Source organism: Streptantibioticus cattleyicolor NRRL 8057 = DSM 46488, assembly GCF_000240165.1.
In the GTDB taxonomy this organism is placed as follows: Bacteria; Actinomycetota; Actinomycetes; order Streptomycetales; family Streptomycetaceae; genus Streptantibioticus; species Streptantibioticus cattleyicolor.
The window spans coordinates 232,110-254,099 of the sequence record NC_017586.1; the positions used below are offsets into that span (position 1 = coordinate 232,110).

14 protein-coding genes are annotated in these 21,990 nt (G+C 72.8%); 3 read left to right on the forward strand and 11 right to left on the reverse strand.

The annotated features are described in order from the left end of the window. Positions 1 to 24: 24 nt before the first annotated feature. From SCATT_RS00840 to SCATT_RS00850, 3 genes are all read right to left on the reverse strand, one after another. Positions 25 to 7,857: a type I polyketide synthase gene (locus SCATT_RS00840; RefSeq protein WP_014140959.1), complete on the reverse strand. Its 7,833-nt coding sequence runs from the start codon at positions 7,855 to 7,857 to the stop codon at positions 25 to 27. 175 nt (positions 7,858 to 8,032) lie between these two features. After that, positions 8,033 to 9,073, reverse strand: coding sequence for a fatty acid desaturase family protein (locus SCATT_RS00845; protein ID WP_014140960.1), 1,041 nt, complete (start codon positions 9,071 to 9,073; stop codon positions 8,033 to 8,035). Positions 9,074 to 9,307: 234 nt separating this feature from the next. Further along, the gene (locus SCATT_RS00850) at positions 9,308 to 10,345 is read right to left on the reverse strand and encodes a hypothetical protein (protein ID WP_014140961.1); all 1,038 of its coding nucleotides are present in this window, start codon (positions 10,343 to 10,345) and stop codon (positions 9,308 to 9,310) included. Positions 10,346 to 10,419: 74 nt separating this feature from the next. On the opposite strand from SCATT_RS00850, the gene SCATT_RS00855 reads away from it, so the two are divergent. Both SCATT_RS00855 and SCATT_RS00860 read left to right on the forward strand, forming a co-directional pair. Further along, positions 10,420 to 11,034, forward strand: a complete 615-nt coding sequence (locus SCATT_RS00855; protein WP_014140962.1) for a TetR/AcrR family transcriptional regulator — start codon at positions 10,420 to 10,422, stop codon at positions 11,032 to 11,034. Positions 11,035 to 11,267: 233 nt separating this feature from the next. Beyond that, a complete protein-coding gene (locus SCATT_RS00860) occupies positions 11,268 to 12,266 on the forward strand; it encodes an AraC family transcriptional regulator (protein ID WP_014140963.1) in 999 nt (332 codons plus the stop codon). Between the two features lie 71 nt (positions 12,267 to 12,337). Here the strand turns inward: SCATT_RS00860 and SCATT_RS00865 are convergent, their stop codons facing one another. The 7 genes from SCATT_RS00865 to SCATT_RS00895 form a co-directional block, all read right to left on the reverse strand. Beyond that, positions 12,338 to 13,228, reverse strand: coding sequence for an SDR family oxidoreductase (locus SCATT_RS00865; RefSeq protein ID WP_014140964.1), 891 nt, complete (start codon positions 13,226 to 13,228; stop codon positions 12,338 to 12,340). A gap of 75 nt (positions 13,229 to 13,303) precedes the next feature. Further along, a complete protein-coding gene (locus SCATT_RS00870; RefSeq protein ID WP_014140965.1) occupies positions 13,304 to 14,386 on the reverse strand; it encodes a histidinol-phosphate transaminase in 1,083 nt (360 codons plus the stop codon). Next, on the reverse strand, positions 14,383 to 16,212 hold the full coding sequence (locus tag SCATT_RS00875) for a thiamine pyrophosphate-binding protein (RefSeq protein WP_014140966.1): 1,830 nt from the start codon (positions 16,210 to 16,212) through the stop codon (positions 14,383 to 14,385). Before SCATT_RS00875 ends, SCATT_RS00870 begins: the two co-directional genes overlap by 4 nt. An 83-nt stretch (positions 16,213 to 16,295) precedes the next feature. Then, the gene (locus SCATT_RS00880) at positions 16,296 to 17,324 is read right to left on the reverse strand and encodes a 3-oxoacyl-ACP synthase III family protein (protein ID WP_014140967.1); all 1,029 of its coding nucleotides are present in this window, start codon (positions 17,322 to 17,324) and stop codon (positions 16,296 to 16,298) included. 4 nt (positions 17,325 to 17,328) lie between these two features. Then, the gene (locus SCATT_RS00885; RefSeq protein ID WP_014140968.1) at positions 17,329 to 18,030 is read right to left on the reverse strand and encodes a hypothetical protein; all 702 of its coding nucleotides are present in this window, start codon (positions 18,028 to 18,030) and stop codon (positions 17,329 to 17,331) included. Further along, the gene (locus SCATT_RS00890; RefSeq protein WP_014140969.1) at positions 18,027 to 18,563 is read right to left on the reverse strand and encodes an ester cyclase; all 537 of its coding nucleotides are present in this window, start codon (positions 18,561 to 18,563) and stop codon (positions 18,027 to 18,029) included. The genes SCATT_RS00885 and SCATT_RS00890 overlap by 4 nt, the downstream gene beginning before the upstream one ends. Before the next feature lie 129 nt (positions 18,564 to 18,692). Then, complete coding sequence (locus SCATT_RS00895) at positions 18,693 to 19,847, reverse strand: Dyp-type peroxidase (protein WP_014140970.1); 1,155 nt, start codon at positions 19,845 to 19,847, stop codon at positions 18,693 to 18,695. Between the two features lie 103 nt (positions 19,848 to 19,950). Here SCATT_RS00895 and SCATT_RS00900 point away from each other — a divergent pair, with 103 nt between their 5' ends. Then, on the forward strand, positions 19,951 to 21,291 hold the full coding sequence (locus tag SCATT_RS00900; protein WP_014140971.1) for a right-handed parallel beta-helix repeat-containing protein: 1,341 nt from the start codon (positions 19,951 to 19,953) through the stop codon (positions 21,289 to 21,291). Positions 21,292 to 21,298: 7 nt separating this feature from the next. Here SCATT_RS00900 and SCATT_RS00905 read toward each other — a convergent pair whose 3' ends face one another. Further along, positions 21,299 to 21,979 carry a hypothetical protein gene (locus SCATT_RS00905; RefSeq protein ID WP_014140972.1) on the reverse strand — a complete coding sequence of 227 codons (681 nt, stop codon included), beginning with the start codon at positions 21,977 to 21,979 and terminating at the stop codon, positions 21,299 to 21,301. Positions 21,980 to 21,990 lie beyond the last annotated feature (11 nt).

The following is a 21,990-nucleotide window of genomic DNA, read 5'->3' on the forward strand; positions in this document are numbered from 1 at the left end:
TGACCAGCAGTTACGGGACAGCCCTTAGGTCGGCCGCACGGCGTCGGCTTCGGCGTCACCGCATGTGTCGTCGGACGACGGGGCGGTGCGGGGGCCGGGGAGTGCGGTGGGGGTGGCGGTGGGGGTGGCGAGGCCGAGGCGGGTGTGGATGATGCGGGCGAAGTCGGCGATGGTGCCGTTGCTGCGCAGCAGTTCCATCGGGGGGATGTCGATGTCGTACTGCTGGCGCACGGTGACCAGCATTTCGGTGGCCATCAGGGAGTCGAGGCCGTACTCGTCGAGGCGGCGGTGGTGGTCGATGTGTTCGGGGGTGGTCTGGAGGACGCCGACGAGGAGTTGGGCCATGGAGTCGGCGATGAACTGGTGGGCTTCCTGGGAGGAGAGGCCGGCCAGGAGGGACAGGAGTTCGTCGCGGGTGTGGGTGGTGGTGTCGATGTGGGTGGGGAGCAGGGCCGCGATCCTCGGGGTGTGGATCGCGGGCAGAAGCTTCAGCAGAGGGATCCAGTTGTAGCGGCCGATGCCGACGCAGGGTTCGCCGGACACCAGGGTGTTGTCCAGGGCGCGGAAGGCCTCGGTGAGGGTGAGGGGTTCGATGCCGGCCTGGGTCATGGTGCGGGTGAGGTTGTTGCGGGCGACGTATCCGGTCTCGCCGATGGCGCCCCAGGCGACGGCGTTGGCGGGGAGTCCGGTGTGGCGGCGTTGCCGGGTGAGGGCTTCGAGGTAGAGGTTGCCGGCGACGTAGGGGGCCTGGGTGAGGTGGCCGACGGTGCCGGTCGCCGAGGAGTAGGCGAGGAAGAGGTCGACCGACCGGTCGCGGGTGAGGGTGTCGAGGACGCGGGCGCCGACGAGTTTGGGGGCGAGGACGGCGCGGAACCGGTCGTCGGTCAGTTCGGTCAGGGGTGCGTCGTCCAGGTGCATGGCGCAGTGCACGATGCCGCGCAGCGGGTGGCCGTCGGACTCGATGTCGCGGAGCAGTTGTTCCACGGCCCGCGGGTCGGTGACGTCGGCGGCGAGGGCACCGGCGTGCACGCCGCGGGACGCCAGGTCGGCGAGGAGCGCATCGGCTTCCGGCGCCTGGTCGCCACGGCGGCCGACCAGGGCGAGGCGGCGGGCACCGTGGTCGGCGAGCCAGCGGGCGGTGGCCGCGCCGAAGCCGCTCAGTCCCCCGGTGACCAGGTAGGTGCCGTCGGGGTGGAAGGCGGGCGCGGGGCGGTGGCGTTCGATGACCGGGGGCTCGTCGGCCGGGTCGAAGGTGATGACGAGCTTGCCGATGTGCCGGGAGTGCTGCATCAGCCGGAAGGCGTCGGCGATGCGGGCGGCCGGGCGGACGGTGTGCAGCAGCGGGCGGTAGCGGCCGGACCGGATGGCCTCGCCGAGTTCCCGGAACTGCTCCTTGGCCAGCTCGGGTTCGTGCAGCAGGGCGGTGAGGTCGACGCCGAAGAAGGCGATGTTCTTGGCGAAGGGGCGCAGCAGGAGCGGCTTGTTCTCGTAGATGTCGCGTTTGCCCAGCTCGATGAAGCGTCCGCCGTAGGCGAGGGTCTCCAGGCTGCGGGAGATCCCCTCGCCGGCCAGCGAGTTGACGACGACGTCCACGCCCCGTCCCGCGGTGATCCGCCGGATGTGTTCGGCGAAGTCCATGCTGCGGGAGTCCAGCACGTGCTCGACGCCCAGGCTGCGCAGCAGTGAGCGTTTGACGGGGTCGCCGGCGGTGGCGATGACCCGGGCGCCGACGTGCCGGGCGTACTGGAGGACGGCGAGCCCGACGCCGCCGGCGCCGCCGTGGACGAGGACCGTCTCCCCGGCCGTGAGACGGGCCAGACGGCCCAGGCTGTACTGGACGGTGAGGAAGACCACCGGCATGGTGGCGGCCTGCGCGAAGGTGATGCCGTCCGGCAGCCGGATCGCCGCGTCGGCGAAGGTACGGACGTGGGAGGCGAACGCTCCGGGGGCCAGAGCGGCGACGCGGTCGCCGGGCCGGAGGCCGGTGACGCCTTCGCCGACGGCTTCGACGATGCCGGCGCATTCCATGCCGGGGTCTTCGCCACCGGTGTTGGCATCGGCGGGCAGGACGCCGATGGTCTGCATCAGATCACGGTAGTTGAGGGCGGCGGCGTGCACGGCGATCACGATCTCACCGGGGCCCGGCCGCGGGCGGCGGGACTCGGTCCAGGCGAGGCGGTAGGCGAGCCCCGGGTCGTGGGCTTTGAGGGTGTAGGCGGGTACGTCGGCCGGGCCGCAGGTGCCTTGCGCGGCGGTGGTGCGTTCGGTGAGCCGGGGGACGAAGCGGCCGGCACGGGTGAGGACGATCTCGTCCTCGTCGCCGGGTGTCAGCAGTTCACGGGCTGCGGCGAGGCCGTCGCGGGCCGGGTCGTCACCGCGTTCCAGGGAGAGCCGGCGCACCGTGATGCCGGGGTGTTCGTTGGCGAGGGTGCGAGTCAGTCCCCAGATGGCCGCGTCGGCCGGGGCGAGGGGTCGTTCGGGGGCGGGCAGGGCGCCGGTGGGCCGGGTGATGAGCCACAGCACGATCCGCCGTCGGGCGGCGGGGAGACGTTCGCAGGCGGTGGCGAAGGCCCGCAGTACGGCCGCTCGCCGGGTCGTGGTGTCCAGCTCGGAGGCGGCGTCGGTGTGGACGTCGCCGTCCAGGACGAAGACGGCGTTGACCGTGGCGGTGTCGTCCCCGGCGGCGAGGTGGTGGTGCCACTGCTCGGTGTCCTCGGGGTCCGGGATGCGCTGCGCATCGGGCCCGGTGGAGCGCAGGGCGTCGGTCAGCGCTCGGGTCAGCGTGGCGCTTTCCGTCGGTTCGGTTCGGGCGGTCGGGTCGCCGGCCACGATCCAGCGGTCGTGCGGTGCGGGTGTGGGCAGCGGTGCCGTGTGCGTGGTGTGGTGCGGGGTGGCGGCCAGCAGGACGGAGAAGTCTCCCCCGGTGTGTTCGGCCCCGTGCGCGGTCTGCACGATGTCGGTGTAGCCGGTGTCGCGCAGCAGTCGCGGCCAACGGTGCGCGGGCAGCAGCAGGGTTTCGGGCCGCAGGTCATGGTCGGTGACGTCCCAGAACGCTTCCATGAACCCGAACAGCGGGACCATCAGCAGTGGGTTGTGGGTCTCCACCGCCAGCAGTTGTCCGCCGGGCGCCAGCAGGCGGCGCACCGTGCTCAGGGCGCGGGTCAGGTCGCGGGCGGTGTGCAGGGCGTTGGCGGCTACGACGAGGTCGAACCCGCCGTCGGTGAAGCCTTGTTCGGCCGGGTCGCCGTTGAGGTCGAACGTGCGGTACTCGACGAAGTCGAATGCGGCGAGGCGCTTCTCCGCCCGGACGCAGAACAGCGCGGAGACGTCGGTGAAGGTGTACCGGGTGCGCTCGGGTGGGAGCAGGGGCAGCAGGGCGCGGGTGGTGCCGCCGGTACCGGCACCGATCTCCAGGACGCGCAACGGCCGCTCCTTCGGCCAGCGGCTGACGATGGCGCGCACGAGGGCCTGTGCCGTGCGGTTGAGGTGGTGCGTGCCAGGTGCGGTGCTGAAGAAGTCTTCGAGCCGGTCCATGCCTCCGTCGGACACCAGCGCCTCCAACGGATCCATCGTTCCGCGCAGCAGCTCACCGATGTGGTCCGCGTTGTGGGTGTACAACGCGATCTCGGTGCAGTAGGCGGGGAGGTCGCGCACCATACGGCACATGAGCGCTTCGACGTCGAAATCCGTGCGGGTGAGTTCCCACCTTCCGGCGAGGTCGGTGCGCAGCAGCCCGTGTTCCTCCTGCAGGGATGCGAACAGTCGCAGCAGATCGCGGTGGCGCGGGAGCACACCGCTTTCGATCAGGTCATCGACCGTGAAGGGCCGGACCGGGTCGGACAGCAGGTCGGCGAAGGCAGCAGCAGTGCTGTGCGTGATCATCTCGTGCGACAGCTGCCGCGCACGGTCCCAGTCCTGTTCCCGCCAGGCGGGCAGCAGCCTCTCGATGTCCGCTTCGGCGTCCTTGAGGATCTGGGACGGACCCGGCAGCGGGGACGGCTCGCACGGCAGGTTCGTGTCGGGCGCCGCCCGCATGACGAAGTCGTGGACGTTCAGCCGGTTACTGCGCATCCCGTCGAAGCCCCGTAGCCGACATCCTTCCAGCTCCGCGACGACCGTGCCGTCGCGGTCCATGACGGTGACGTCCCAGCACACCTCGGTGGCGGAGCGGGCCCGTTCCCTCACGTGCACCATGCCTTCGGCGGGCGGTGTCCGCCAGACGCGGACCGCGTCCAGCGCGCCGGGCAGGTAGGCGCGGCGGCCGTCCGCCAGCAAATCGGCCAGCAGCGGGGCGCCGGCCTGCAACGCGCCGTCCAGCAACGCGGGATGGGCTTCGTAGCCGTTGGCCGGATCGGTGTGCCGGTAAGTGGCCAGCACCTCGCCGTCCCCCGTCCACGCTTCGCACAGCACCTGGAAGGACGGACCGTAGTCCAAGCCGGCCGAGGACAGCTCGCGGTACTGCGCGGCGATGTCGACCCGCCGGGCGCAGCGCGCGCCGACCGCCGCCAGGTCCACCGGTGCGGGGCGTTCGCGCAGCAGACGGCGTACCCGGCCGCGGGCGTGCACGCGGACTTCGCCGGTGTGTCCCTCCCCGGCGCCGATGGTGACGATGCCGTCCTCCGGCGAGACGGTGACGTGCAGCGAGACCTGGCCCGGGTCATCCCACGGCACCACCACGGCCCGGTACAGCTCAAGGTGCTCAACCTCGGCGGGGGCGTCGAAGACGCGCCGTCCGGCGGCCAGGGCCATCTCCGCGAAGCCGGTGGCGGGCAGGATGACCGCGCCGCCGACGCGGTGGCCCGCCAGCCACGGCACCTGTACCGCGTCCACCAGTCCGACCCACGACGGCGCCGGTGCCGCCAGCCGGTCGCCCAGCAGCGGGTGGTCGTACCCGCCCTTGCCCAGGCCCCCGGTCCACGCCGACGGGTCTCCGCTCCAGTGCCGCTGCCGCTGCCAGGGGTAGGCGGGGAGCGTGGCCACCCGGCCGGGCCGGGGGAAGTGCACGCCCCAGTCGGGATCGGCGGCGCAGGCGAGCAGCGCTGCGGTGGCGTTGTGCAGGTCGATCGGTGCGTCGCCACCGCGGCGAACCGTGGGCACCACGGTTGCCTTCTTGTTCGCGGCGCCGGTGATCCGTCGGATGTAGGGACGCAGGATCGGGTGGGGGCCGATCTCTGCGAAGACGTCGTAGCCCTCGTCCAGCAGGTGCTCGATCGCGGGGGCGAAGAGCACGGGTTGGCGCATGTTGTGCCACCAGTACGCGGCGTCCAGCGTGGCGCCGTCGATGGGCGCGCCGGTGACCGAGGAGACCATGGGGATACGGGTCGGACACGGTGTCAGTGCGGCCAGGGCGGCCTTCAGCGGTTCCTCGCCGGGATCCATCGCCCGGGTGTGGAAGGCGTGGTCGAGGTCGAGCAGGGTGCAGGCGACGCGGCGGTCGTGCAGTTGCCTGACGAACGCCTCGACGTCCTCGGTCGGGCCCGCGACGGTGACGTCCCGGCTTGTGTTGACGCAGGCGACATCCACTCCGGGGAAAGCCTCGATCTCCCTTTCCGCCTCCGCCCGGGAGAGCGTGACGGAGGCCATCCGGCCCCGTTGCGCCAGTTGTGACTGCACCCGGCTGCGGGTGGCCACCAGCAGCGCCGCCTCTTCGAGGGTCAGCGCGCCGGCCACGCAGGCCGCGGCGATCTCGCCCACGCTGTGTCCCACCACCGCCGCCGGCTCGACGCCCTGGGCGCCGAGCATCCGCACGATGCCCAACTGGACGGCGAACAGCAGTGGTTGGGCCACCTCCGTGGACGCCATCCGGTCTGCGTCGGCGGCGCTTCGCATCTCCTCGGCGACCGACCAGCCCAGCATCGGCTCCAGCACCCGGTCGGCGTCCTCGACCGCTTCCCGGAACACCGGGTCGTCCGCGTACAGGTCGCGGGCCATCCCGGGCCACTGCGCGCCGTTGCCGGAGAAGACGAAGACACAACGGCCGCCGGGCACGGCTTCGGCGACCGCTCCCAGGGCCCGTTCCGTCCGGGACGGGGGTTCCTGGGCGTCGGCTTCGGGTGCCGTCGCCGGGCCGTGCGGGCGGGAGGTGTCGGTGTCTTCTCCCAGTCCCCGCGCGAGTGCGGCGGCCAGTTCCGGGACGGTGGCTCCGGTGCCCGGCGCGTTCCCGGCCAGCGCGGCACGCAGGGAGGCCAGCTTCTGCCGGGCCGCCGTCGGGCCGGCCGACGCCGTTTCCTCGCCGGAGGCCACCGGGACGTCCTCGGCGAGCCGCAGCAGCCGTTCGGCCGCCTGGCGCGGGTCGGCGGCGAGGACCACCGCCCGGTGCGGATGCCGGCCGCGCCGTACGCACGTGGTGTACGCCAGGTCGTAGAACTCCTCCGGGCGCGCGGACGCCAGTCGTTCGGCGGTACGGCACATGGCGCCGACGAGAGCGGTACGGGTGCGGGCGCTGACGACGACGGGCAGCCGGACCCCGTCCCCCGAGGCGTCGGCCGGGTCGGACACGGAGTCGGCGGGGACGGCGGGCGCGGGCAACGCCACACCGGCGGTCACCGGGGGCGCGGCCAGGATCGCGTGGGCGTTGGCCCCGCCGAAGCCGAAGGAGTTGACGCCCACCACGGTGCGTTCGCCCACCTCGATCGGCACGGCGTCGACGGCCGGGGCCAGCCGCAGCGCGGCGAAGTCGACGTGCGGGTTGGGCGGTGTGGCGTGCAGCGTCGGCGGCACCAGGCGGTGGCGCAGCACGAGTAGGCCCTTGAGCAGTCCCGTGATCCCGGAGGCCGGTTCGGAGTGGCCCAGGTTGGACTTGACCGAGCCGATCGGCAGCGCGCCACGGGTGCGGCGCACCCCGAGGGCCTTGCCGATGGCGTGGCATTCGATGGGGTCGCCGGCGGGGGTTCCGGTGCCGTGTGCCTCCAGGTAGGCCACGTCGTCGGGGTCGATCCCGGCCCGGTGGTAGACCTGCCGCAGCAGGGCTTCCTGGCTGTCGGCGTTGGGCAGCGCCAGGCCGGGGGTCCTCCCGTCGCTGCCGACCGCGCTGTCCACCACGACGGCGTGGATCCGGTCGCCGTCGGCGAGCGCGTCCGTCAGCCGCTTGAGCAGTACGACTCCGCCGCCCTCGGCCCGTACGTACCCGTCCGCCCCGGCCGAGAACGAACGGCACCGGCCGCTCGGTGAGAGCATCGACGCCTGGCTGAAGCCGACGTAGTGGTACGGGCTCAGCAGGACGTTGACGCCCCCGGCGAGCGCGACCCGGCTGCGTCCGGAAAGCAGTGCCTCCTGGGCCTGTACCAGTGCCACCAGCGAGGACGAACACGCGGTGTCCACCGCGATGCTGGGTCCGCGCAGGTCGAAGTGGTGCGAGAGCCGGTTGGCGGCGATCGAGGAGGCCGCGCCCGACATGGTGTAGGCGTTGACGGCCCGTGGTGACAGCATCTGCAACGCGCCGTAGGAGTGGTCGGAGATCCCGACGAAGACCGCCGTGTCCGACCCGGCCAGCGATTCCGGGGCGAGTCCGGCGTCGTCCAGCGCCTCGGCGGTCATCTCCAGCAGCAGCCGCTGCTGCGGGTCCATCTGTGCGGCCTCACGTGGCGCGATGCCGAAGTAGTCGGCGTCGAAGGAGGCGATGTCGTCCAGGAAACCGCCGGCCGCGGTGTAGGACTTGCCCGGCCTCGGCATGCTGGTGTCCACGAACCGTGCCTGGTCGAACCGTTCGGCGGGAACCTCGGTCACCAGGTCCCGGCCGGCCTCCAACGCGCCCCACAGGCCGTCCAGATCACCGATGCCACCCGGCAGCCGGCACCCCACCCCGACCACCGCGACCGCCCGCCCGCTGGGCCCCGCCCCGAATCGACCACCACGCATACCCTGGCCCTTCCGTCCAGTTCAGCCCGCCCCCGGCCGCGGGCGAACCCCCGGCGACCGGTCCCGATCGACCACGATCTTGGACGGACATAACGGGCATAAGCAAATAAGGGTTACTCCATCCGGGAAGCGGTGCGCGGTGTCTTCTTCCCGTCGGCAGGGCGGGACGCGTTTGTCATCGCACCGGTCGACGTACTCGGGAGGCGGTCCGGCGGCCAGGAGCCGCGGCCATGTACCGGCGCACGGCGCGGTACGACTCCAGAGCGCCGGTCTCGGTGTACGGCACTCCGACGCGTCGGCAGTGCCGGACCACCAGGGCCCTGGCGTGCCGGAGGTGGGGGCGCGGCATGGCGGGGAACAGGTGGTGCTCGATCTGGTAGTTGAGGCCGCCGAGCAGCCAGTCGGTGAGCGGCGACGGCCGTACGTTGCGTGAGGTGAGGACCTGCGCGCGGAAGAAGTCCCATTCCGTTTCCGCGTCGGCTATCGCCATGCCCTTGTGGTTGGGGGCGAAGCTGCATCCGAGGTGGAGGGCGAAGAGCGTCTGGTGGAGCACCGCGAAGGCCGCGGCGCGCACCGGGCCCAGCGCGGCCAGCAGGCAGGCGGCGTACCCGGTGAAATGCGTGAAGAGCAGGACGCCTTCCAGCAGGCGTTCCCACCTGGGGCGCCTGCGCAGGCCCAGCGCGCTGCTGAGGCTCACCACCGCGGCGTCCAGGGCCAGCAGCGGCAGGAACAACACCCCCTGGGCGACGGCCACCACGCGTCCGGGCAGCCACCGTTCCGCCGCCGCGAGTGTCCACGCCAACGCGCTCTCGACGACGTTGGGGTCCCGGCGCGGGTCGTTGGGGCGGGCGTGGTGGCGCACGTGGCGGTCCCGCCATCCGGTGAATGCCACCCCGGCCGACAACGACATGTGCACCAGCCCGATCAGCCGGTTTCCCGCCCGCGAACGCACGATCTGCCGATGGCTCGCGTCATGCCCCACGAAAGCCACCCGCGCGGACCACAACGCCGCCGCCGGTGCCCCCGCGAGCACCCACCACGACCCACCCGCGACCACCAACACACCCCCCAACGCGGCCAACCACACCCCATTGACCGCCGCGTCCCGCACGTAATACCCGGTCGCCTTCTCCAGCAGCCCCGCCGCCCGGACCTCTCGGACCAACTCCGAGAAGTCACCGCCCGAAGACCCCGACCCGGACTCCGCCGCCGTCACCGATGTTGTCACGCCCGGTGAACGAGGCGGGGGGTGTGGCGTCACGCGAAGACACCCCGGCCGGGAACGCGACGTGGCGGTCATGTTCCCGCGACCTACGGGCCCTTCACCGGCGGATACGGCTCCGACGGCACACCACCGTGCGGGCGCCTGGCTGAGCCACCTGGCCGATGGGCACGGCGCGGGATGGGCCGCATGGACACGTCCACGGCAGGGCGCGGCGGGGCCGGAACCTCACGCCTCGGCGCGGGCCCGGCCGAACTCGGCCATGACGTGGAAGGCTGCTTTGGGTTCCCATCCCAGGCCGGCGTAGGGGCCTTGGGCGGTGCCGGGGGGCAGGATGCGGACGACGCCGAAGCTGGCGGCGTCGAAGTCGTGTTCCGGGTCGTCGAGGGCGGTGGTCGCCAGGTCGCGGCGGGCGAAGGTGTAGACGAAGGCGGCGTCGACGCCGGCGGTGTCGTAGATGTGGAGCATCTCCCGGATGTAGGAAGCCTGTTCCCGCTCGTCGCGCACTGTTCCGGCGGCCATGCTCAGCGGGCGGGCGTCGTCGCCCCATTCGACGATCGAGTCGCCTCGGCCGCCCAGGTCGTAGGCGCCGCGGAAGGTGCCGCAGCCGAATTCGGTGACGCCGAGCGGTTTGTCCCGCGCGACCTGGGCGCGGAGTGCGTCGGGAAAGGATTCGGCGTTGGTGGCGTCGCGGTAGCCGGCGTCGGTGGCGGCGATGTCGAACGGTGTCCAGTCGACGCCTTCGAAGGCGAGGGAGGCGTAGCCGACCGGGCCGCCGAAGCGGGCGCGTACCTCATTCACGACGCGTGCGAGGAACGCGTTGAGCTGAACGTCGAGTTGAGGGAGGAGGGCGCGGAACGCGGCGGGGTCGGCCAGGTGCGCCGATCGTTCCCGCAGCGTGTCGCCGGGCAGGAAGCCGTCGGTGAACAGGGTGATCTCGGAGCCGGTGAGGAAGACGACGCGTGCGCCGTCGCGGCGCAGGCGCTCGGCGCGTTCGGCGGCGTCGAGGAGGAACGCCAGGAGTTCGTCCTGGGTCAGGCCGTTGGTGAACGGTGCGTACCAGACCTCCAGCCCCGCGTCGGCGGCGGCCCGTGCGGCGGTCTCCAGGCGGTCGGCGTCGCCGCCGGTGACGCGGACCGCCTCGCAGCGCAGGTCCTCGCGGATCACCCGCATCTCACGCTGGACAATGTCCGGGAGGAAGGGTTCGTGGGTCGTGGTCCCGCCCGACAGGAATCCGGTGTCGTAGTTGATACCGAAGGCGCGCATCACCGCTCCGATCCGTCCGATCTGCGATCACTTTAGGGTACCGACCGTACCCTATCTCGGAAGGAGGGGCCACGATGGCGCCCGACCAGCAGCGCGGCAACGCGACCCGGCGCCGGGGCGCGGTGCTGGAGGAGGCGATCCTGCGAGCGGCGGCCGAGGAGTTGAAGGCCGGCGGATACGCGGGCATGACGATGGACCGGGTCGCCCAGCGCGCGGGCACCAACAAGAACGCGATCTACCGGCGTTGGCCGTCGCGCGCCGCGCTGGGCGTCGCCGCCTACCGCCACCTGGCCGACGCGGAGCTGCGCGTCCCGGACACCGGAACGCTGCGCGGCGACGCGCTGGCACTGCTGCGCGCGGCGAACACGACCTGGTCGTCACCCCAGGGCGCGGTACTCCGCGACCTGCTCGCGGCGGCGGCCGACACCCCCGAACTCCTCACCCTCCTGCGGGAACAGGCCGGTGCGAGCGACACGGACACCGCATGGCTCACCCTGCTGGAACGCGCCGCGGCCCGCGGCGAGGCGACGGCCGGGGCGGTCCACCCACGCGTCGCCTCCGTCCCCCTGACCCTCCTGCGCGGCGAATACGCCGTCCGCGGCCTGCCCCAGGTCCCCGACGAAGTGCTGACCGAGATCGTGGACGAGGTCTTCCTGCCCCTGGTCCGCGGACGCGCGACCCAGCGGTGAGCGGGCGCGTCACCTACGCCGGAACACGGACCACCCACCCCACGCCCCCGCCCCCGCCCTCCTCACCCCACCGCCCACCCAGCCGTACGTCCTCTGCGTGAGCCGCACCGCCGCGAAAGCCGTCCTACTCGCGGTTCGGGGCGGAAGAGGGCGTTGGGCGCACACTGGTGGACGTGGGGCGGCAAGAGTGGGCGGGGGTGGGCAGTAGCCTGGGGGTGGGGGGGCAGGAAGACATGGACGATGTGCTCGGGGAGTTGTTCGGGTCGCTCCGGTTGCGGGACGCGTTCCGCAGTCATTGGCGTGCGCGGGCGCCGTGGGGGATCCGGGGGCCGGCGGAGACGTGTGCGGTGTTGCACTACATCGTCGAGGGCGGGTGCTGGGCGACGCTGGCGGAGGAGGTGGAGTTGCCCGGAGCGGCGCTCCATCTGCGGAGTTCGCTGTTGCGGCGGGGGGACGTGGCGATCTTCCCGTGGGGGGCGCCGCATGTGCTCAGCGACCGGCCGGGCCGGGAGGTGGTGCCGTTGGCGGCGGTGCTCTCCGGTCGCGGGCCGGAGGGGGACGGGGTGGTGCGGCTGCCCGGGCCGGGCCCGGAGACGACCATGCTGTGCGGCGGGCTGTACTACAACTCCGTGGGCGAGTCCGCGCTGTACCGTGCGCTGCCGCCGATGATGGTGGTGGATCACAGTGTCGTACGGCGGCAGCCGTTGCTGCACCACACGCTGTCCGCGCTGGCCGCGGAGGGCCAGGACGACCCGGTGGAACGGGAGTTGACCAGTGTGCGCGGCTTCGAGACGGCGCTGGTGCTGGCGTTGCGGCTGGCGTTGCGCGCTGAGGCGGCCAGTCGGCTGGCCGACGCGTATCCGTCGTTGCGGGCGCTGTGCCACCCCGGGATCAGCCGGGCGCTGATGGCGGTCTACCGGCGGTACGGCGAGCACTGGACGATCGATCTGCTGGCGCGGGAGGCCCGGATGTCCCGGACGGCGTTCACGACGGTCTTCCGTGAGCTGGTGGGCGAGAGCCCCGGGCGACACCTGACGGATCGTCGGATGCGGGAGGCGGCCCGGCTGCTCGGTGAGACCGGTGAGGCGCTGTCGGTGATCCCCGCGGCGGTCGGTTACCGCAGTTCGGTCGGGTTCCATCTGGCCTTCCGCAAGTGGTCGGGGATGACGCCGGGGGAATACCGGGACGCCTGCTCGGGCCGGCGTGGAGCGGCCGTCCGCGCGGTGTCCTGAGCCGGGCCGGCCACATCGCGGCGGGGGCGCGGCCGGGCCTCGTCGAAGACCCGGCCGCGCCCCTCGCCATCTCAGCGCGCCCAGACCTGCCAGTCGCGGGCGGCGATCCAGTCGGCCACCGGGGTCGGCCGCACGCCCAGCGTCGACTCCAGTGCGGCCGGGTCGGACTCCAGCAGCGCGGCGCCCTCCTCGGTGGCGGCCCAGCGGTAGGTGCCCGCGATGCCGGCGGCGGTCTCCGCTCCGAACGCCTGGGCCAGCCCGGCCTCGAACCGCTCCGGCGGCAGCGGCACGTAGCGGATCTCGCGGCCGAGGACGGCGGCGAACCGCTCGGCCAGTTCCGGGCCGGTCAGCGTCTCGGCGCCGCCCAGGTCGATGGTCCGCCCGGCCACGTCCGCCGTGGTCAGGGCGGCGACCGTGGCCTTGGCCAGGTCCTCGTGGGAGAGCCAGGCGGCGCGCACCGACGGGGGCAGCGGGAACGCCAGCACCCCGTCGTTGACCAGGGCGGGGCCGGCGATGGGGCTGTAGAGGTTGTCGAGGTAGACCGGGGGGCGGATCGCGGTGGTGGGGACCCCGCTGTCCAGCAGGATCCGCTCGGCCTGCCGCCTGGTCTCGAAGCCGGTGAACTCCGTGGTCTGTGCGGGGATACGGGTGTTGCCGTTGACGACGAGCCGCGCGACGCCTTCGTCACGGGCCGCGCGGGCGACGTTCCGCGCGAACCGCACCACCGTGTCGGGGTCGTAGACCTGCGGGATCAGGACGGAGGCGTGGGTGACGCCGGCGAACGCCTTGCGCACGGCCTCGGCGTCACCGAGGTCGCCGGTGAGGACGTCCACCCCGGGGACGGCCTGGTCCGCCGCCGGGGCCGTCCGGGCGAAACCGCGCACCGTCCGCCCCTGCTCGGCGAGGAGCCGGGCCACCGCGCCGCCCTGGAACCCCGTCGCACCGATGACGAGAACTGTCATTCCTCGTTCCTTCCGTTGCCTTGTTGTGAGGTGAGCCGGCCGCCCGCGGGTCGGGGCGGCCGGATCGCGGCCGGGTCAGGGCGTGGTGTCCCACGTCCTCCCCGGTTCCGCCGACGCCGGGCCGAGCGCGTCGAGCAGCGCGTCGTTGGCTTCGCGGGTGCCGATGGTCACCCGTACCCCCTCTCCGGCGAACGGCCGTACGGTCACGCCGCGTTCCGCGCAGCGGCGGGCCAGAACGAGGGCTCGTTCGCCGACCGGGAGCCACAGGCAGTTGGCGTGGCTGCGCGGGATCCCGTCGACGCGTGCGGAGAGCGCGTCGGTCAGCCGGTCGCGTTCGGCGGCCAGCACGCGCACCCTGCGGCGCATCTCCGGTTCGGCCCGCAGTGCCGCCAGGCCGGCCGCCTGGGCGAGCGCGTTGGTGGAGAACGGGGTCACCACCTTGCGTACCGCCGCGGCCACCTGCGCGTCGGCCACCAGGAAGCCGAGCCGTATCCCGGCCAGCCCCCACGCCTTGGACAGGGTGCGCAGCACCACGACGTTGCGCCGGTGGCCGTGTTCGGCGAGCGTGTCCGGCAGCCGGGGGTCGGTGACGAACTCCCGGTACGCCTCGTCCACGGCCACCACGATGTGCGGGGGCACGGCGTCGAGGAACGCGGCGAGTTCGGGGCGGGAAATGGCCACACCGGTGGGGTTGTTGGGGTGGCAGAGCAGGACGAGCCCGGTGGCCGGGGTCACCGCGGCGAGCATGGCGTCGAGGTCGTGCCGGTGGTCGGGCAGGCACGGCACGGGTACGGAACGTCCGCCGCCGGCGGCGATCAGCACCGGGTACGCCTCGAAGGAGCGCCAGGCGTGCACCACCTCGCCGCCGCCGGCCGCCGTCGCCCTGACCAGGTGCTCGATCAGCGCGGCGGATCCGGCGCCGGTGACCACCCGTTCCGGTGCGACGCGGTACCGGGCGGCCAGCGCGTCGCGCAGTTCGGTCGCGGCCATGTCGGGGTAGCGGTGCACCCGGGCGGTGGCGTCGGCGACGGCTTCGGGCACCCCGGGCAGCGGGCCGAACGGGACCTCGTTGGTGCTGAGGTTGACGTGGCGCTCCGGGATGCGGTGCACGATGTAGGAGGGGACCGCGTCGAGGTCGGCGCGGGTCAGCCCGGTCATACCCTCACCTCCGCGCGCCCGGCCGGCACGGCCGCCGCGTCCACGGGGAACGTCGGCTCGTCGAGGGGCAGGAACGGGACGAACGGCGGGACCTCCTCCTGGGAGATCCGCAGGTCCAGCAGTCCGGGCAGGCCCGTCCCGGCGGGGACGTCGGCGGCCCGCGCGGCGTAGTCGGCGAGTGCCCGGTCGAGTTGTTCGCGGCTGTCGACGCTCGCCACCCACAGGCGGTCCGGGCCGCCGAGTCCGCGTGCCACCGTGGCGATGTCCACCGGCGCGTAGCGCACGGCCTCGATGCGGGCGTCGAAGAACGTCTGCTGCCTGGTGACGCACATGCCGTGCATCGCGTTGTTGAAGACCACGTACAGGATGGGCAGCCGCAGGTCGACGGCGGTGTGCACCTCCAGGCCGTTCATGAGGAAGGCGCCGTCGCCGCAGATCACCACGGTGCGCGAGCCGGCCCGGGAGCCGAGTTGGATTCCGACGGCCGCGCCGATGCTGTAGCCCATGCCGCCGGCGCCCAGTGCGATGGTGGAGCTGGCCCCGCCGGGGACGTCGCTGAGGTGGATCGCGGCGGAGGCGCAGTTGCCGGCGTCCAGTACGAGGTGTCCCTGGGCCGGGAGCCATTTCGCCAGGGTGGTGATGGCCTCGCTCTGTCGCAGTGCGCCGCCGGAGGGTGCCGGGTCGAGCCGGCGGGCCGGCCTGGGCCGGTACCGGGTGCGCCGGTAGCCGTCCAACTCCGGGGCCTGGAAGGGCTGTTCGCGCAGCAGCGCGAGGAGGCGTCGTGCCACCACGCCCGCGTCCGCTCGCACCACCAGAGCAGGCGACACCGCGCGGGACGCCTCACCGGGGTCGACGTTGACCACCGCGACGCGGTTTCCCCGCAGGTCGCCGAGGGGGCCCCGGGTCATCGCGTTGAGTCCGGCGCCGATGGCGACGACGAGGTCGGCCTCGCGCAGCGCGGCGTGCGCGGAGGGGTGGCCCACCGCGCCGGCCACCCCGAGGTAGAGCGGGTCGGAGTTGGGGAACTCGGCGCGCGCCGACATCGTGACGGCCACCGGGATCCGCGCCGCGCGCGCGAACTCCACCACCGCCTCGCGGTCGGCGCTGCGTCGCACACCGTGGCCCAGCAGCACCACGGGCCGCCGGGCCCGCCGCATCGCGTCGAAGAGGGCACGCACCTCGACCGGGTCCGCCTCGGGCGGCGTGACCAGGTCACCGGGGGCGGACGGCCAGTCGGCCGGGCGCGGGGGCACGGTCCGCTCGAAGACGTCCCTGGGCAGCAGCAGCGCCACCGGGCCGGGCCGGCCGGACAAGGCGGTGCGGGCGGCGTGCGCCATCTCGTCCCAGAACCGCTCGGGGTCGGTCAGTGTCGTGGTGTGTTTGGTGACGACCGACAGCAGCCGTCGGGCGTCGACGGTGCGTCCGATCCCGGATCCGTCCTGGAAGGCCCCCTTGCCTGCCAGTTCCTGTGGTGGCTGTCCGACCAGGGCGAGCACCGGGACGGACTCGGCGTAGGACTCGGCCAGTCCGACGGCCAGGTTGACCAGGGCGCCGCCGGAGGTCGAGCAGCACACGCCGAGCGTGCGGTGGACGCGGGCGTGGCCGTCGGCCATGAAGGCGGCGCCGTCCTCGCGGCGGGCCAGCACCGAGGTGAGCCGGCCCCGGCCCAGGCGGTGGATCGCGTCGTGCAGGTGCTCGATGTTGGCGCCGCTGACGCCGAAGACGTAGCGCAGACCCCAGTCGCGTAGCACCGTGACGGTCGCGTCGGCGACCGTGCGGGTGGCGGGGCCGGGCGGCGCCGCCTGTGGTGTTGCTCCCCGTTTCATCTTTCCCCTTGTCACTGCTCCCCCGTTGTCGCCGGCCGGGCCGGCCGTTCCCGTGCGCCGTCCCCGAGGTGGCGGCGTCCCCGTCATCGGTCCGCCCGCCAGCGGACGGTCATCGCGCTCACGAGGTCACCGCCGTTGGCGAAGGTCCCGAACGCGAGGACGTCGCCGTCCTCGACCAGGCCGCGGTCGAGTGCGTCCGCGACGGTCACGGGGATGGAGCCGGCGAAGAGGTTTCCGTACTTCGCCAGCGTGTCGTGTGTCCGTGCCTCGTCGATGCCGCAGCGTTTGCGCCATTCGGTGAGGAAGTCCTCGTTGGGTTGGTGGGTGATCAGAAGTGAGACGTCGTCGGTGGTCAGGCCGGCCTCGGCGAGGCTGGCGGCGACCGCCTGCGGCACCAGGGCCATGGAGTTCTCGCGGATGGCGGCCAGGCGTTCCTTCGTGAAGTTGACCGTGATCGGTCCGCAGCCGCGTTCCCAGTAGTTGCGGAACACCCCGTCGACCGGTTCGGGTTCGAAGCGCAGCAGGCCGTAGTTCTCGCCGTGCGAACGCTCGTAGGCCGACAGGATGCTGGGGCGGCCGGGTGCCACCAGGGTGGCGGTGGCGCCGTCGCCCAGCACCCGGGAGCGCTTGGAGCGCTGGAACTCCGGCAGCCGGGAGACGAAGTTGGTGACCGTCAGGACGATGATGTTGCGGTGGACGCCGGATTCGACGAACGCCTTGGCGGTGCGCAGCCCGGTCAGCCACGAGCAGCAGCTGGTGTCGAGCTGGAGCACGGTGGCGTGGGAGGCGCCGATCGCCGACTGGACGGCGGGGCCGATCCCCGGCCAGAAGGTGTCGTTGAATACGCAGTTGTAGATGATGAGGTCGACCTCGTCGGCGGCGAGCCGGGTGCGCCGCAGGAGTTTGGCGCAGGCCGCCGCCCCCAGTTCGGCGGAGCTGTGGTCGGGCGAGGCGAAGCGGCGCTCGGCGACGCCACGGAAGAACTCGTGGTCGCCGAGGTCGTCGTGGGCGCCCCGTGGACCGGCGTTGGAGACGACGCGTTCGGGCAAGTAGCTGACCACGTCGATGAGTTGGGCGTGGCGCCCGGTGTGGTCGTCGGGTTCCGTCGCCATGGTGTCAGCCGTTCGCCGGGGCGCCGCCGAAGCGGTGTTCCAGGATGCGTTTGAGGTTGGCGGTCTCGATGCGGTGGATGGCGTCGAAGTTGGGCCAGATGTCGCCGACCCAGTAGCGGTCGGTGCGGGCCCGGCCTTCGGCGATGTAGTCGGGGACGTCGGTGACGGACCGGTCGTAGTAGGGGTGCTTGCAGTTGGTCCACAGCACGACGGTGCCGGGGCGGCGCAGCGTCCGGGTGGCGTCGATGAACGTGAAGTAGTAGCGCATCCACAGTTCCTTGCCCTGGTCCCAGGCGCACGGGTAGAACACCAGCCCGTACTCGGGGCCCTTCATCACGTCGGCGCGGATGAAGATCTCGGTGTCGGGCTGGATGGCCTCGGTGCCCCGGTACAGGCCGCCGCCGACGTGGCGGAGGTCCCGGACGCTGAAGGTCCACTCCTCCATGGAGTGGACGTTGGCCGCGTAGTCGAAGACGACGTCGTACGGCACGTCGATGTACTCCCCCAGCGAGCAGTACTGGCCGAAGACCTCCTGGTGCGAGTAGGTCTCCTTGGTGCCTTCCGTCATCAGGCGGTAGCACTCCTGCTGGCTGACCGTCTCGCTGCGCACCAGACCGGGGATGCCCGCCAGGTCGGAGCCGTCCAGCAGGTAGTTCTTCAGGTCGCCCGAGTCGTCCGCCCGGCGCGGGGTGGTGTTCGCGGTCACGCTCCGACCTCCTTGCGGAACTGGTCGATGTCCTCCCAGTGTTCGGTGGTGGAGATGAGGCCGTGGGTGATGGTGTGGGTCTCCTCGCCGCGGAAGCAGACGTACTTGTACGTCGCCGGGACGCCGGCGAACTCCGCGGAGTGGGTGCCGCAGTGCAGCAGCGAGACGTGGACGCGGTCGCCGCCGCGGCTGACGGCGGTGATGTTCTCGGTGAGGTCGGGGAAGACACTCCGGATCTCCCCGACGAGCTGTTCGGCACCGGCCACCCCGGTGCCCAGGCCCGGATGGGACGGGACGTCGGTCCAGTCCTGGTCGACCGCATCCGCCATCAAGCCGGCGTCCCCCGTGCTCAGGGCCGTGTAGAAGTAACCCACCGCGCTCCAGCCGTTGCCGGCGGCGTCCTGTGCCGCCATGGCCGGGTCACCGCCGGTGGCCGGCGCCGCCGTCGCCGCCACGGCGCCCGCGAACAGCAGCGTCGCGGCAGCCGCGGGCGCCACCAGCGCGCGTGGCGCCCATGATGATGTCCAGGTCATCGAGAACCTCCCCCTGGGTTCGATGAACAACTGATCACCATCTTCATCGAGCGGCCCGGGAGCCGTCGATGAGGATCCGGCCGGGATGACTTAGCAATCGTCCGGACGCGCGAAACGGTGACGGCCCGTTCACCCGAACAGCGAGGCGCCGAGCGGATGGTGATCGTCGAAGCCCGGGAGGATCAGGAAGGTCGCGCCGGCGGTCGTGGTGGTGAGGTCGAGGAGGGCGTCGGAGGTTTCCATCCGGGTGAGGGTGCTGGTGAACGTCCGGATGTCGTTCTGGAAGCTGATGAAGAGCAGGGCGGGGGCGGGGTCGGCGGTGCTGTAGGAGCGGCGGAGCATGAGGCCGACGCCCACGGCGTTGGCGTTGGCCCGGCGGACGTGGGCGTCGGCCGGGATGAGGTAGCGCCCGTCGGGTGTCTTGGCGCCGAGGACGGGGTCGGAGGTGATGGAGCCGCCGGACAGCGGGGTGCCGGTGGTCCGGCGGCGGCCGACGGCCGACTCCTGGGCGGAGACGGGCAGTTGGGCGAACCGGGACAGGTCGAGTTCCATGCGCCGCAGGACGGCGATCGTGCCCCCGGCGACGGGGGCCGGGCCGGGCAGCCACAGATGCCGTCGTTGCCGCTCGGCCGTGTGCGGGCCCACGATGCCGTCGATGAAGCCGAGTACGTTGCGTGGTGCGGTGAGGTCGTGGTCCACGGGAACGTCGGGGCCGCGGTGTCCGGACTGCCGCCAGCGTTCGTGGACGCGGTCACCGGCCTGGTCCAGGAGTGCGGCGGCGGCCACGGGGACGACCAGGGCGTCACCGGCGCAGATCTGGATCAGCAGGTCACCGCCGCGTGCCTGCGGGTCCATGCGCTCCCGGGAGAAGCCGGGCAGCTCCGTCGCGCCGGGCAAGGCGGGACCGGCCGCGCGTACCAGCCGGGGGCCCACCCCGATCGTCACCGTGAGGTCGCCGGGCGCCAGGCCCAGCAGTCGTGCGTCGGTCCCCGCGGTGAGGGCGCGGACGGTCCGGCCCAGGTCGGCCAGCAACGGCCCCGGCGCCACGGCGGGGCCCACGTCGGCGACGACGACCAGCAGGTTGCGCTGGGCCGGCCGCGGAGTCGTGATGCCGGCCTGGTGGCGGCCGGTGGCCGGCACCGGGGCGGCCGACGCCGGGGCGTCGGAGGGCGGGCCCGGCCGGGCGGGACGTGCTTCGCATCCGGCGGCCAGGCCGACGGCGGCCATGGCTCCGGCGGCATCCAGGAACGCCCGGCGTGACGGATGGTGATCGGCTCGGCGCATGGTGTGGAGGGTGCCACATCCGGCCCGCCGCGGGCGACCCCCGCCGTCGCGCCAACTTCCTTGAAGGCGCGTGGAGTTCGGCGTCGTCTGGGAGACTGGGATCATGCCTCGTTCGGGTCTTCGCGCGCTGGTCGCGGTGTTGGGTGTGCTGGCCCTGGTGGCTGGCTGCGGTTCCGGCGACGGCGGATCGGGGAAGGGGCGGCGTCCGGCCGGGGCCGACGTGACGATCCGGGTGCCGGCCGACGCCCCGACGATCTCCGCCGCGGTCTCCCTCGCGCACCCCGGTGACCTGGTGCTGGTCGCGCCGGGTGTGTACCACGAGTCGGTGCGGATCGGCACGGCCGATGTCACCCTGCGCGGCGAGTCCCGGGACAAGGTGGTCATCGACGGGCGGCTGCGGCAGCCGAACGGCGTCGTCGTCGCGGCCCCCCGGGTGGCCGTGGAGAACCTGACCGTGGAGAACAACACGCAGAACGGCGTACTCGTCACCGGTTCCGCCGCGGCGGTCGCCGGATCGCCCGGCCGCACCGGCGGTTACGACACCGGTGACGAGCCCGTCACCTTCCTGAAGTCGTTCCTGGTCTCCTACGTGACCGCGACCCGCAACGGGCTGTACGGCATCTACGCGTTCTCCGCGCAGAACGGTGTCATCGAGCACTCCTACGCCTCCGGCGGGGCCGACTCCGGGATCTACGTCGGGCAGTGCAGGCCGTGCCGGATCGTCGTGCGGGACAACGTCGCCGAACTCAACGCGGTCGGCTACGAAGGCACCAACGCCGGTGGCGAGATGTATGTCGTCGGCAACCGTCTCGTCGGCAACCGCGTCGGGCTCACCACCGACTCCGACCACCAGGAGAAGCTCGGCCCGCAGCGCGGCGCGGTCGTCGCCGGCAACCTGATCGCGGCCAACCAGCAGGCGGCCACGCCCGAACAGGCCGACGGCGGCTGGGGCATCGGCGTCGGGATCGACGGCGGCAGCGACAACGAGTTCACCCGCAACCGGATCACCGGCAACGTCACCGCCGGGCTGGTGCTGACCGCCACCGCCGACATGCCGCCGGACACCAACCGGATCACGGAGAACACCTTCGCGTCCAACGGCGTCGACGTCGGCTGGACGTTCCCCACCGCCACCCGCGGCCGGGGCAACTGCCTGCGCGGGAACGAGCTGCGGACGACGGCGCCCGAGCGCCTCGCCGACGTGGCGTCCTGCCCGGCCTCGTCCGCGTCACCCTCGCCGTCCGGCACCTGGGCGAAGCCGGCGGCGCCCGGCGGTATCCCGTTCACGGACGTGGCCGCGCCCGGCGCGCAGCCGCAGTTCCCGCACGCCACGACCGCCGGTGCCACCACCGTCCCGGCCGTGCCCGCGCTGCCGGACACCACGGGCGTCACGGTGCCGCCGGTGTCGCTGCTCGCCGACGGCGCGCGGGTGCCGGTCCGTTGAGCGGCGGCTACCGGGTCGGGGTGGTTCCGGGGACCGGGCGCACCGGGACGTACCGGTGGGTGTCGAAGTCGATGACCACCGGTTGCGGCTCGGAGGCGACGGTGGCCTGGACCCGGTACATGGTGCCGTCCGCGCCGATCCAGTAGCGCACGGTGCCGGAGGTACCGGCCTTGGTACGGGCGTCGGGCCCGGTCATGACGTCCGCCTGGTGGCCGCGTACCTCGGCCCGCCCGGTCCAGGCGGCGCCGTTCTGCGGCAGGAGTTCGGCGTTGTCGGGGCGGTCGCTGCCGAGTCCGAGCGCGATCGCCAGCGAGCTGTCCAGGGAGCTGCCGGCGGTCCGCAGCGGACGGCCGTACCAGCCGGAGGCGGGCGGTGCCGCCGGTGCGGTGGCGGGGGCGTCCGGCATGGGGCGGACCAGCACGGTGGTGGAGGTCCACTCGATCAGTCCGTCGCTGGACGTGTCGCGTCCGGTGCCGTGCACCACGCCGTAGCCGCGTTTGCCGCGGTAGTCGATGGAGCCGCTGATCACCAGCGTGCCGGCGGTCCCCGGCACGCTGATCGTCATCGCCCGTCCTCCCGCCTGGTAGTTGCGGAACCGTGTGATCGCCAGCCGGTCGGCCTCGTCCGGGGTCAGCGCGCGCCGACCCGCGTGGCCGTCACCGTTGCCGAGGATGACGACGGCGGCCACCGCGGCAGCCG

Bases quoted from the DNA above. Each gene is read 5' to 3' on its own strand.
- SCATT_RS00840 (WP_014140959.1), bottom strand. From the start codon at position 7,857: ATGCGTGGTGGTCGATTCGGGGCGGGGCCCAGCGGGCGGGCGGTCGCG.
- SCATT_RS00855 (WP_014140962.1), top strand. From the start codon at position 10,420: ATGGCGCCCGACCAGCAGCGCGGCAACGCGACCCGGCGCCGGGGCGCG.
- SCATT_RS00860 (WP_014140963.1), top strand. From the start codon at position 11,268: ATGGACGATGTGCTCGGGGAGTTGTTCGGGTCGCTCCGGTTGCGGGAC.
- SCATT_RS00875 (WP_014140966.1), bottom strand. From the start codon at position 16,212: ATGAAACGGGGAGCAACACCACAGGCGGCGCCGCCCGGCCCCGCCACC.
- SCATT_RS00865 (WP_014140964.1), bottom strand. From the start codon at position 13,228: ATGACAGTTCTCGTCATCGGTGCGACGGGGTTCCAGGGCGGCGCGGTG.
- SCATT_RS00900 (WP_014140971.1), top strand. From the start codon at position 19,951: ATGCCTCGTTCGGGTCTTCGCGCGCTGGTCGCGGTGTTGGGTGTGCTG.
- SCATT_RS00895 (WP_014140970.1), bottom strand. From the start codon at position 19,847: ATGCGCCGAGCCGATCACCATCCGTCACGCCGGGCGTTCCTGGATGCC.
- SCATT_RS00850 (WP_014140961.1), bottom strand. From the start codon at position 10,345: ATGCGCGCCTTCGGTATCAACTACGACACCGGATTCCTGTCGGGCGGG.
- SCATT_RS00870 (WP_014140965.1), bottom strand. From the start codon at position 14,386: ATGACCGGGCTGACCCGCGCCGACCTCGACGCGGTCCCCTCCTACATC.
- SCATT_RS00890 (WP_014140969.1), bottom strand. From the start codon at position 18,563: ATGACCTGGACATCATCATGGGCGCCACGCGCGCTGGTGGCGCCCGCG.
- SCATT_RS00880 (WP_014140967.1), bottom strand. From the start codon at position 17,324: ATGGCGACGGAACCCGACGACCACACCGGGCGCCACGCCCAACTCATC.